Origin of the sequence: Citrobacter arsenatis (assembly GCF_004353845.1) — a bacterium.
GTDB lineage: Bacteria > Pseudomonadota > Gammaproteobacteria > Enterobacterales > Enterobacteriaceae > Citrobacter > Citrobacter arsenatis.
In genome coordinates this window covers 64,734-77,190 of sequence record NZ_CP037863.1, presented here as the reverse complement: position 1 = coordinate 77,190, position 12,457 = coordinate 64,734, and the positions used below count along the sequence as shown (strand labels likewise).

The following is a 12,457-nucleotide window of genomic DNA, read 5'->3' as shown; positions in this document are numbered from 1 at the left end:
CCTGGTAATATACCCGGCATGAACAGCTCACGTCCTGACAATATCGACGAACTGAAACGTCTTCTTGCCGAACAGGAAGCGCTGAATCGTGCCCTGCTGGAAAAGTTGAACGAGCGTGAACGCGAAATAGATCACCTGCAGGCGCAACTGGATAAGCTGCGCCGAATGAACTTCGGCAGCCGCTCCGAAAAAGTCTCCCGCCGTATCGCGCAGATGGAAGCCGACCTTAACCAGCTACAGAAAGAAAGCGATACCCTTACCGGTCGGGTGGATGACCCGGCCGTGCAGCGCCTGCTGCGGCAGACCCGTACCCGCAAACCGTTCCCTGAATCACTTCCCCGTGACGAAAAACGGCTGCTGCCAGCAGCGTCATGCTGCCCGGAATGTGGTGGTGCGCTGAGCTACCTGGGTGAGGATGCCGCCGAGCAGCTGGAGCTGATGCGAAGCGCCTTCCGGGTTATCCGGATAGTACGTGAAAAGCATGCCTGTACTCAGTGCGATGCCATAGTGCAGGCTCCCGCGCCTTCGCGGCCCATCGAGCGGGGTATAGCAGGACCGGGGCTGCTGGCCCGCGTGCTGACCTCAAAGTATGCAGAGCATACCCCGCTGTATCGCCAGTCAGAAATATACAACCGCCAGGGTGTGGAGCTGAGCCGTTCACTGCTGTCGGGCTGGGTGGACGCATGCTGCCGGCTGCTGTCACCGCTGGAAGAGGCGCTTCAGCACTATGTAGTGACCGACGGCAAACTCCATGCCGATGATACCCCCGTGCAGGTGCTGCTGCCGGGTAATAAGAAGACGAAGACCGGGCGGTTGTGGACATACGTTCGTGATGACCGCAACGCCGGGTCAGCGTTGCCACCGGCGGTGTGGTTCGCGTACAGTCCCGACAGAAAAGGCATCCACCCGCAGACTCATCTTGCCGGCTTCAGCGGTGTGCTGCAGGCAGATGCTTACGCCGGGTTCAACGAACTGTACCGCGATGGCCGGATAACGGAAGCGGCTTGTTGGGCTCACACCCGCCGTAAAATCCACGATGTGCACGTCCGTACGCCGTCGGCGCTGACGGATGAAGCCCTGAAGCGTATCGGCGAGCTGTATACCGTTGAGGCGGAGATAAGGGGAATGCCGGCGGAGCAGCGCCTTGCTGAACGTGAGCGGAAAACGAAACCGCTGCTGAAATCCCTGGAGAGCTGGCTGCGTGAAAAGATGAAAACGCTATCGCGACACTCGGAGCTGGCGAAGGCCTTCACGTACGCCCTGAACCAGTGGTCAGCGCTGGCGTACTATGCGGAGGACGGCTGGGCTGAAGCAGATAACAACATCGCTGAAAATGCCCTACGGATGGTCAGCCTGGGTCGTAAAAACTGGTTGTTCTTCGGCTCAGACCACGGAGGTGAGCGTGGAGCGTTGCTGTACAGTCTGATCGGGACATGCAAACTGAACGGAGTGGATCCAGAAGGCTACCTCCGCCATGTGCTTGACGTCATAGCGGACTGGTCGGTCAACCGGGTCAGCGAACTGCTCCCCTGGCGCATCACACTGCCAACTGAATAACCCATCCCCGTCAATACGGTTCTCGCTGGACGCTTACCAGGTAACTGCAGGCGGGTTAGTGCTTAGCAGGGCTTTACTGACGGGTTACGTAGCAGGACATGAGCCCCATATTGCTCTGCCGTAACCTGTTTCAGTCCCGTTAATCATCACCGTCAGGCTGGTCATACAGTTCCCAGATCTTCAGGAGCAAACGGGAAACAAGATATGTTACAAAAATGACGACCATCAACGGTGCTCCCGATTAACTGACAGATGACACGCCTCCTGAAAACCCCTAGCATACGCCGCAGTGTTCATGCTAACGGCGAATTCCAGTAAATGTATTCTACCGATGTCGTAAAAGAAAATGCCTACCTTTCAGCCACCCGCTCGGGGCTGGAATCGAACGAGATCGCTACCCTTCAGCGCTCCTTGCCTTCCCGGTTTAATCTGCGGCATTTGAAAAAAAATGAATCATTAAAACTCGTACTGCAAAAGAAAGCGGGAAAATCACGTGTCGTGGCCTATAAATTTACGTCCGGTTCATTTAATTACACGGCGTATCGTATATCAGATAAAAAGTTCTATAACCTTTCCGATACTTCCGGGAAAGGCAGTCTCGATTATCCGTTACCGGCCACAGCAAGACTCAGTTCGCCTTTCAATCCTGCAAGACTTAACCCGGTATCGGGAAAAGTGAGTCCCCATAATGGCATTGATTATTCCATGCCCATGAACACGAAAATAGTCAGCGTCATCGACGGAAAAATCACCCGGGCCGAATACAACAGCACCATGGGATATTTTGTTGAAGTAACAGGAAAAGCCGGTGTTAAAACTCGCTATCTCCACCTCAATAAAATACTCGTTACTAAAGGGGCCAGGGTTACCCGGGGAGGCGCTATTGCGTTATCCGGTAACAGCGGACGTTCATCCGGTCCTCATCTGCATTACGAGCTGGTCATCAATAACAATCCTGTTAACTCACTGGCGTTCCGGGCAGCGGCACCCGCTGATAACAAACTTGAACAGCATGCCTTTGCGCATGCCAGAGACTACGAACGATACCTGGACTGATAACGGGGCCGCGACGCGGCCCCGTCTGCCGGATTAATTTTTTTTATCGTTTTCACTTCCTTGATGTTGATGATCTCCATGCCCTCCGTGGCCGTGGAAAAGATGCATTAGCGGGCAGACCAGCAATAACAGATATGGCCAGTAACCTGCCACATGTGACCAGTGTTCGCGCAGGAGGGCAAATGCCGCGATCGCGGCGACAGCAATAAGCGCATAGGTGGTACTTTTCATACTGGACTCCTTCTGTTCGTAACAGCCCCTTCACTCAGTGTTATTTCCCGAGCCTGACACTTTTCAGACGCAACGCATTCACAATGACGCTGACGGAGGAAAGAGCCATGGCCGCCGCCGCAATAACTGGCGACAGCAGTATTCCATACACAGGATAAAGCAGGCCTGCAGCCACAGGCACGCCAAGTGCGTTGTAGATAAATGCAAAAAACAGATTCTGTCGGATATTTTTCATGGTGATCTCTGACAGATGACGGGCCCTGTTCAGTATCATCAGGTCGCCTTTGAGAAGGGTGACTCCGGCACTTTCAATTGCCACATCTGTACCCGTTCCCATGGCTATTCCCACGTCAGCCGCTGCCAGCGCCGGGGCATCATTCACACCGTCTCCGGCCATCGCAACCACATGGCCAGACGCTTTCAGTCGGGTTATCACTGCTTTTTTGCCATCCGGCAGAATCCCGGCTTCAACCTCATCTATTCCCAGTTTCCGTGCGACTGCTTCAGCGGTAAGCTGGTTATCCCCGGTGAGCATAACGATGCGGATCCCCGCCTGACGCAAAGCTTTAAGCGCATCCGGCGTGGTTGCTTTCACGGGATCCGAGATAGCTATCAGGCCTGCAAGGTGCCCGTCTGTGGCCACATAGATAACGGTAGCACCTTCCATCCGCAACGTATCCGCAACGGCCTTTTGATTATCAATAACGATACTGTTTTCCTGCATAGCCAGTTCATTACCAATAACAACCCGTTGACCTTCGACATCGCCTGAGACACCTTTACCCGACGGCGCATTGAAATGAGTGACTGCGGGTATTGCGATCCCCTTTTCCTGTGCTGCTTTAACTACTGCCATACCCAGCGGATGCTGCGAGCCTTTTTCCACTGCGGCCGTTACACGCAAAAGAGATGTTTCCCCACCCGGATTGAGACTGATAATCCCTGTCACCGTCGGCGAACCTTCCGTGAGCGTGCCTGTTTTGTCGACAACCAGCGTGTCCACTTTTTCAAGACGCTCAAGGGCTTCGGCATTCTTAATTAACACCCCGGCCTGGGCTCCTTTGCCCACCCCCACCATTATCGACATCGGCGTGGCCAGCCCCAGCGCGCAGGGACAGGCAATAATCAGGACCGACACAGCCGCAATGAGACCGTGCGCCATCCTGGGCTCGGGCCCCCAGACAGACCAGATCATGAAAGCAACAACCGCGATAAGTATCACCAGAGGAACAAACCAGCCTGAAACGCTGTCAGCCATTCTCTGGATGGGGGCCCGCGAACGCTGTGCATCAGCGACCATCTGAACAATTCGTGAGAGCATCGTTTCATCACCGACTTTCTCTGCACGGATGATAAGACTACCTGTCTGATTAATCGTCCCCCCAATGACGGGTTCACCCTCCGTTTTGGTAACCGGCATAGACTCCCCGGTCACCATCGATTCATCCACGGTTGTTTTGCCTTCGACCACGATACCGTCGACCGGAATACTCTCTCCAGGTCTGATGCGGAGCTTATCGCCAGGCAGGACATCTTCCGCATTAATATCCGTTTCATGACCGTCTTGATCCAGCCGCCTGGCGGTTTTGGGGGCAAGGTTAAGAAGCGCAGTAATGGCACCTGAGGTTTGTTCCCTTGCCCGCAATTCAAGGACCTGTCCCAGCAGAACAAGCACCGTAATAACAGCTGCGGCTTCAAAATAAATGGCCACCAGGCCATCCATGTTTCTGAACGATGCAGGAAACCAGGAGGGGAAGACGGTTGCAATGACGCTGTAAACCCAGGCTACGCCGGTCCCCATTGCAACAAGGGTAAACATATTCAGGGAGCGGTTACGTAACGACATTCCGGCCCGGGCGAAGAATGGCCAGCCACACCACAAAACGACAGGAGAGGCCAGAAGTAACTGCAGCCATGTGTTGTACTGTGGCGGTACTGTATTCCTCAAAGCGGGAAACAGATGAGAACCCATTTCGAGTATCAGAACCGGAAACGCCAGCAACAACCCCAGCCAGAAGCGTCTTGTCATGTCGCGAAGTTCATCACTCGTCCCCGTGGATGCCGTAGCTACGAGCGGCTCCAGTGCCATTCCACAGACAGGACAGCTTCCGGGACCACTACGGCGTATCTCCGGATGCATCGGACATGTCCACACACCTTCAGAAATCTCTTTCTCCGCCTGGCGGTGAGACTGTTTTATCTTATCAGGGCTGACTTCATGGTGGTCGTGGTGATGGTGATGTTCACTGGCATCTTCGGTAAAATAATGATCGGGATGGGCTTTAAATTTGCTCTCACAGCTGGCGGAGCAGAAATAAAGCTGATGGTCCTGGTATCGAATGCTGCTGTGCGCCTTGTCAGGCAGGATGACCATCCCGCACACGGGATCTCTCACCTTATGCAATGCGTGACTCTCGTCCGGGGATGATGTCTGCTCAGAAGCAGTCTGGTTGTTATGTTCCACTGCATTGTCATTTTTCACAGTAACTCTCCTTATGCATATCTGAAGCATTTTCTGTCTTCAGGATATGTCATGGATGCGATTACCACGAATGCCGCCGGCATAAGAGTGCCTGCTGCCGGCGTCCCGTTATCAGCCGTTCCGCTGACTATTCGATTCGCTGGAAGACTTTTTTACTGCCCTCCGGTGAGAATGCGATAACATCGTAAGCCTCTTTTCGGGCCCCCATCTCCATTCCCGGACTTCCTGCTGGCATACCGGGGGTGGCGAGACCGTATATACCCGAACCAGACTGCATGGCCTTATGTATCGTTGCCGCAGGCACATGGCCTTCAATGATCAAATTACCTACAACCGCGGTATGACAACTTCGTAGTCCAGCAGGAACAGCATGCTTTTCTTTCAGGGCTGACAGCGCCTGATCATTCATGACGTGAGTTCGCACTTCGAACCCGTCTTTTTCCATCGCTTTGCCCCACAGGGAACAACAGCCACAGTTTTCAGATTTGTACATATCAATGACTTTTTCACTCGCCATTGCAGGCAGTGACAGGCCGAGAGCCAGGGCCATTAGAACCACTTTTTTCATACTCACCTCTGTATATTATCGATATAAACCCTGACGTCAGGGTGAATCAGTGCAGAAGGACGCCCACTGGGGGCGCCCTTTCAGGGTTATGACACGCTTTTTTTATGTCTGCGCAGCCAGATTAATTTGTAGGCGGCAGGAATAATGAACAGGGACAGCAGCGGAGCCGTGATCATCCCACCAATCATTGGCGCAGCAATACGGCTCATGACTTCTGAACCTGCGCCGGTTCCCCAGAGTATTGGCAGCAGACCCGCAATGATCACCGCCACGGTCATGGCTTTCGGCCGGACACGCAGTACGGCACCATGATAGAGGGCTTCATCAAGACCTTCCGGTGTGAACGTCTCTTTACGGGACAATTCCGGGTGCGCTTCAATGGCATGACGCAGATACATCAGCATGACCACGCCAAACTCTGCTGCCACCCCGGCCAGGGCGATAAACCCGGTTCCGGTCGCCACTGACATATGGAAGCCCTGCCAGTACAGGAACCATATTCCGCCAACCAGGGCGAACGGCAGGCTCATCAGGATCAGCAGGGCTTCGTCAACCCGGCGGAATGCCAGATACAACAGGATGAAAATGATCATCACCGTCATCGGCACCATCAGCTTCAGTTTCTTGTTGGCATGCTCAAGCAGTTCAAACTGTCCGGAGAATGCCACACTGGTTCCCGGTCTCAGTTTCACTTTCTCGCTGATGGCCGTCTTAATGTCGTTAACCACCGACACCATGTCCCTGCCGCGGGCATCAACATAAATCCAGCTGGCTGGCCGGGCATTTTCGGTTTTCAGCATGGTTGGTCCAGAAACGACGTTAATATCCGCGACATCGCCCAGCGTGATCTGCTGCTTCATCGGGGTCAGGATCGGCATCTGTTTCAGCGCCTGTGGACTGTTCCGGTAATCCTGCGGATAGCGGATATTAATCGGGTACCGGGCCACGCCTTCAACCGTTTCCCCTACCGTCGCGCCGCCGATGGCTGATGAGATGAACAGCTGCACATCGCCCACCGTCATTCCGTAGCGGGAGGCTTTTTCCCGATTGATATCGATATCGATGTAGCGCCCACCCTCAAGTCGCTCAGCCAGGGCAGACACCACGCCCGGTACCGTTTTGGCTACTGCTTCGATACTCTGCGCCGTCGCATCGATATCGGACAGAACCGTTCCGGACACTTTGATACCTATCGGGCTTTTGATCCCTGTTGAGAGCATATCAATACGGTTACGGATTGGCGGCACCCAGAGGTTTGCCAGACCAGGCAGACGGACGGTCTTATCAAGTTCATCGATAATCTTGTCAATCGTCATGCCTGGCCGCCACTGATCCTCAGGTTTCAGCTGAATGGTGGTTTCCACCATTTCGAGTGGCGCGGAATCCGTTGCGGTCTCTGCCTTACCGGTCTTGCCAAATACAGAGGCCACTTCAGGAACGGTTTTGATTAACTTATCCGTGGTCTGCAGGAGCGCCGCTGCTTCTGCCGGAGAGACACCTGGCAACGTTGACGGCATATAAAGCAGGTCACCTTCGTTGATCTTCGGCAGAAACTCACCGCCCACCTGGCTCAGTGGCCAGATAACCGTGAAGATAGACAAGGCCGCAACCAGCAGGGTTGTTTTTGGCCAGTGGAGGACCCGCAATAGTAATGGATGATACGCTTTTATCAGCATCCGGTTCAGGGGGTTACTGGTCTCGGCAGGAATTTTCCCCCGGATCCAGAATCCCATCAGAATCGGAATGACGATGATGGCCAGCGCGGCCGCGCCCGCCATGGAGTACGTTTTCGTGAATGCCAGCGGTCCAAACAGACGTCCTTCCTGACCTTCCAGGGTAAAGATAGGAATAAAGGACAGGGTGATGATCAGCAGGCTGATAAACAGTGCGGGTCCCACTTCCACGGAGGCGTCGGTAATCACCTTCCAGCGGGTGGCGTTGTCAATCTGCTCACCCGGATGCTGATGATCCCATTCCTCAAGCCGTTTGTGCGCATTTTCAATCATCACAATGGCGGCATCCACCATCGCTCCGACGGCAATCGCAATCCCTCCCAGCGACATAATATTGGCGTTCAGTCCCTGGAAGTGCATGACGATAAAGGCGATACACAGGCCTAGCGGCAGAGAAATAATTGCCACCAGGGCAGAACGTACGTGCCACAGGAACAGGGCACAGACGATGGCCACCACGATAAACTCTTCCAGGAGTTTGTAGCTGAGGTTATCAATGGCCCGATCGATTAACTGGCTGCGATCGTAGGTGGTCACAATTTCAACACCTTCCGGCAGGCTGGCCTTCAGCGTGTCCAGTTTATCCCTCACTGCCGTGATAACGTCGCGCGCATTCTTACCCGACCGCAGGATCACCACGCCGCCGGCGACTTCCCCCTGGCCGTTCAGTTCGGCAATACCTCGCCGCATTTCAGGCCCGGTCTGCACGCGGGCAACATCCCGCAGATAAACCGGTACACCGTTCTCGCCGGTTTTCAGGACAATGTTATTGAAATCATCAATGGTCTGAAGATATCCGCTGGCCCGGACCATATACTCCGCTTCGGCCATTTCAACGGATGAACCACCGGCCTCCTGGTTAGACGATTCAAGAGCCTGTTTCACTTCAGGCAGGCTGACACCGTACTGGGACAATTTCTCCGGATTGACCTGGATCTGATACTGTTTCACCACGCCGCCAACCGAAGCTACTTCCGCCACGTTCGGGATGGTTTTCAGTTCAAATTTCAGGAACCAGTCCTGCAAAGAACGCAGTTCTGAAAGGTCGTGTTTTCCGCTGCGATCGACCAGGGCATATTCAAATATCCAGCCCACTCCCGTGGCGTCCGGACCGATTTCAGAGCTCACACCCGCAGGCAGTTTGCCCTGAACCTGATTCAGGTATTCCAGCACGCGCGAACGGGCCCAGTACAGATCGGTCCCGTCTTCAAAAATGACATACACATACGAATCCCCGAACTGTGAGAAACCACGCACGGTTTTTGCGCCAGGTACGGACAGCATGGTGGTGGTAAGCGGATAGGTGACCTGGTTTTCTACAATCTGCGGGGCCTGTCCGGGATAGCTGGTTTTAATAATGACCTGCACATCTGACAGGTCAGGCAGCGCATCGACCGGCGTGTTAATTATCGTCCATGTGCCCCAGATGCTGAGAAACAGTGCGCCCATCATGACCAGGAAACGGTTGGCGACAGAGCGCCGGATAATCCATTCAATCATCGTCGTCTCCTCAGTGCCCTGAATGCATATTTACAGGCTGCTCAGACATTGCTGGCATACTGTTTTCTGTTTTTTCAGGGTGGCGCATACGTTCCAGCGCGCCCGTAATATTGGCTTCGGAGTCAATGAGGAACAGGCCACTGACCACCACGGTATCACCTTCATTCAGGCCGGAGCCAATGCCGGACTGTTGCTGTGATTCATGCAGAACGTGGATCTGTTTCGGCACAAACTGGCCTTCATCATCAACAGTAATCACGCGCTGTTCTTTGCCGGTATCGATAACGGCCTGGCTTGGTATCAGCAGCATCTCCTGGCTTTGGGTATTCAGTTTCAGATAGGCATTCATGCCCGGCTTGAGAAACTCATCCTTATTAGATACCTGGAGACGGACCTGAAGCGTACGGGTTGTCTGATCCACGCTGGGAAGAATGTTCCATTTTTCGACATGGAATGTTTTATCCGGATAAGCCGGTACCGAAATTTCAAACTGCGACGTATCTTTCAGCAGATAGGCGATAGATTCCGGCACTGCAGCGCTGATCCAGACCGGGTCCATCCCCTGAATCTGAGCCACCACCTTATCTTTCGAAATATTCATGCCGGTGCGAAGGTCAAATGCAGTAATGACACCATCAATAGGTGCTTTAATGGTAAAACGGGTCTGGATTGTGCGGGTTGAACGCAGCCTTTGAATATCCTCTTCCGGCATACCAGCCAGACGAAGTCGCTCCAGCACCCCTTTTATCTGGGTTGGCGTACCGCCTGTACCGGATAACAGCAGGAACTCACTTTGCGCCTCGACCCATTCAGGAATGGTGATATCGATAAGCGGTGTTCCTTTCTTCACATGATCGCCAATCGTCAGGGGATACACTTTTTCGACGAAACCGTCAGAGCGCGCCTGCACAATGACAAACTGATACTCGTTATAACTGACATTAGCCGGGATCGTCTGAGAATAATTCAGCATTCCGCGCGTGACTTTTTGCGTTTTTAATCCCAGGTTCTGAACCTGCGTTGGATCAATACGGATCCCGCCACCGCTTTTCTCGCCACTTTCATCAGCATATTTTGGCACCAGGTCCATATCCATAAAGGGAGATTTTCCGGGTTTATCAAATTTGGTATCCGGTTTCATCGGGTCATACCAGAAAAGTACCTTTCGCTCCGGTGCCGTTTTTTCTGTTTGTACTGTTTTTGGTGATGAGTTTACATACTGCCAGGCAGTAACCGATATCAGCCCTCCTGCTATGAGGCTGCTGATAATTATTGCAGCATATTTTATCTTTAAAGAAGCCATACAATTTCTCGCTGAAAAATCAAAACACCTGGCATATGCGCCCGATCGTTCATTCTCAGTAATCCCTTAATGAATGTTCAGGCGCACTGGATGTATTCGCTCCGGACTGTTAATCAGGATTGCGTAACGTTAATGCTTTTGAGTAAGGAGATATTGCCCTGCTGAATAAACGAGAAATCGACATGGTTGCCGGTTTTCAGGGCATTGATAGCGTCGTCTGCATTAACAAAAGTGAAGCGCATGGTCATTGCAGGCCAGCCCACCGCAGGGATTGCTTCGTGCGAAATGGTGATTTTTTTACTATTCATATCAATGTCTTTAACGACACCGGTGCCCTTGATAACCTGCTGTACCGAAGCATCACTGGCAGCATTCATATCGCCATGCTGATGTGTTTCAGCATGAAGACCGGCAGAAAACATGACAGAGAAGGCACTAAATAAAACGGCTTTAAGTGAGTTACGCATTTTTAATTTCCTGATATGTTGAATATAATTCACTCTATCCAACCGCCACCCAGCGCGGTGAACAGATTAATTTCGTTAACCTGTCGGGAATAGGTAAGGTCGAGAATGGCTTGCTGCGTAGTGAACAGCGAGCGTTCTGCATCCAGCACTTCTATGTAGCTGACTGCACCACTTGAATATAATCCCCGGGCCCGCTGGAGGGTTATCTGGAGTGAATCAAGATAACGCTGCTGTGCCTCGAGTTGCTGGCTAAGACTATCGCGCAGGGCAAGCGTGTCGGAAACATCCTTGAAGGCCGACTGGATTTTTTGTTCGTAATTAACCACCGACTGTTGCTGGCGAATTTCAGCCAGTTTCAGATTGGCTTTGTTTCTGCCGGCATTGAAAATAGGAATTTCAATTTTGGGGATAAAATTCCACATTCCGCTTCCTGACGTAAAGAGGCTGGACAACTCTGTACTGCTTGCGGAAAGGCCACTGGTCAGGGTAATGGACGGGAAAAATGCCGCTCGCGCTGCGCCAATATTGGCATCAGCCGCTTTTAGCTGGTATTCCGCTTCCATGATATCCGGGCGCTGCAGTAAAATTTGTGAGGACAGGTTTGGTGGCAGTTTTACTGGCGCGATCTCCCCGTCTTTCATCCCTTTTTCTGACGGAAGTGCGTGGTACGTTCCCAGCACCAGTTGCAGGGCATTGTTTGCCTGAGCCAGATCGCCTTCTCGTTTGGCTATTTCGGCACGGGTACTTTCGATTTGTCCTCTGGCCTGTTCAAGCGCCAGAACGTTCGTACTCCCGGTCACCAGTTGTTGCTCAACGAAAGCATAGGACTGTTCATAATTTTTCAGCGTTTCCCGCGCAATACGGAGTTGTTCGTACGCCAGTTGCTGGCTGAAATAGCTTTGTGAAACGTTGGAGACCAGCAGGATGTGTACGGCCCGACGGGCTTCTTCGCTGGCAAAGTAGTTCTGCCGATCAGCGTCACTCATATTCTTAAGTTTGCCAAAAAAATCGAGCTCATAGCTGAGTTCCAGACCCGCGTCATACTCCTGTGTGGTCGGCTTGTCGCCTTTCAGACCACCGCTGTAGGTGATCCCGGATGAGGCATTCAGTTGGGGATAACGATCTGCATCCGTGACGTTGAACTGGGCCCGGGCCTCTTCAACCTTCAGGGCAGCCATTCTCAAATCACGGTTATTATTCAGGGCTTCAGTAATCAGCCGTGTAACCTGGGGATCGACAAAAAAGTTACGCCAGCCCGTATCCTGATAACCATTCACTGCTGGCGTCAGGCTGTTTCGGGACAGTGAAAACTGCTGGGGTACCGGTGCTGCCGGGCGCTGATATTCTGGCGCCAGAGAGACACAACCGGCCAGGATGAATATCGTGCTAATGCTGAGTAATTTTAATTTGAACATAACGCTTCTCGTCCAGGCAGACCTGGTAAATGGTCCAAATGAAGTCCAGAGTATTGATAGGAGTACTTTACCGAACGCTCTCTGTTTGCCGGGTGACAGGATAATGACAATGTTGTCATTTTTGCTGTAATCCGTTGATAACGAT

General features: G+C 52.7%; 9 protein-coding genes. 2 read left to right on the top strand and 7 right to left on the bottom strand.

The window, feature by feature from the left end; translation table 11 throughout:
- Positions 1-18 precede the first annotated feature (18 nt).
- Both tnpC and E1B03_RS00530 read left to right on the top strand, forming a co-directional pair.
- On the top strand, positions 19-1,557 hold the full coding sequence (gene tnpC, locus E1B03_RS00535; RefSeq protein WP_133085538.1) for an IS66 family transposase: 1,539 nt from the start codon (positions 19-21) through the stop codon (positions 1,555-1,557).
- Between the two features lie 318 nt (positions 1,558-1,875).
- On the top strand, positions 1,876-2,613 hold the full coding sequence (locus E1B03_RS00530; protein WP_000287501.1) for a peptidoglycan DD-metalloendopeptidase family protein: 738 nt from the start codon (positions 1,876-1,878) through the stop codon (positions 2,611-2,613).
- 33 nt (positions 2,614-2,646) lie between these two features.
- Here the strand turns inward: E1B03_RS00530 and E1B03_RS00525 are convergent, their stop codons facing one another.
- From E1B03_RS00525 to silC, 7 genes are all read right to left on the bottom strand, one after another.
- The gene (locus E1B03_RS00525) at positions 2,647-2,844 is read right to left on the bottom strand and encodes a DUF2933 domain-containing protein (RefSeq protein WP_000843497.1); all 198 of its coding nucleotides are present in this window, start codon (positions 2,842-2,844) and stop codon (positions 2,647-2,649) included.
- Positions 2,845-2,884: 40 nt separating this feature from the next.
- Positions 2,885-5,356 carry an Ag(+)-translocating P-type ATPase SilP gene (gene silP, locus E1B03_RS00520; RefSeq protein ID WP_133085542.1) on the bottom strand — a complete coding sequence of 824 codons (2,472 nt, stop codon included), beginning with the start codon at positions 5,354-5,356 and terminating at the stop codon, positions 2,885-2,887.
- Positions 5,357-5,453: 97 nt separating this feature from the next.
- The gene (locus E1B03_RS00515; protein ID WP_002436620.1) at positions 5,454-5,894 is read right to left on the bottom strand and encodes a DUF411 domain-containing protein; all 441 of its coding nucleotides are present in this window, start codon (positions 5,892-5,894) and stop codon (positions 5,454-5,456) included.
- 86 nt (positions 5,895-5,980) lie between these two features.
- Entirely contained in the window at positions 5,981-9,127 is a 3,147-nt protein-coding gene (gene silA / locus E1B03_RS00510; RefSeq protein ID WP_053263386.1) for a Cu(+)/Ag(+) efflux RND transporter permease subunit SilA, read from the bottom strand.
- A 10-nt stretch (positions 9,128-9,137) separates the two neighbouring features.
- Positions 9,138-10,430 (bottom strand): Cu(+)/Ag(+) efflux RND transporter periplasmic adaptor subunit SilB, encoded by a 1,293-nt coding sequence (gene silB / locus E1B03_RS00505; RefSeq protein WP_053263387.1) that lies wholly within the window; start codon positions 10,428-10,430, stop codon positions 9,138-9,140.
- 113 nt (positions 10,431-10,543) lie between these two features.
- Positions 10,544-10,897, bottom strand: coding sequence for a cation efflux system protein CusF (gene cusF / locus E1B03_RS00500; RefSeq protein WP_032716633.1), 354 nt, complete (start codon positions 10,895-10,897; stop codon positions 10,544-10,546).
- A gap of 29 nt (positions 10,898-10,926) precedes the next feature.
- Entirely contained in the window at positions 10,927-12,312 is a 1,386-nt protein-coding gene (gene silC / locus E1B03_RS00495) for a Cu(+)/Ag(+) efflux RND transporter outer membrane channel SilC (RefSeq protein WP_032716634.1), read from the bottom strand.
- Positions 12,313-12,457: the final 145 nt, after the last annotated feature.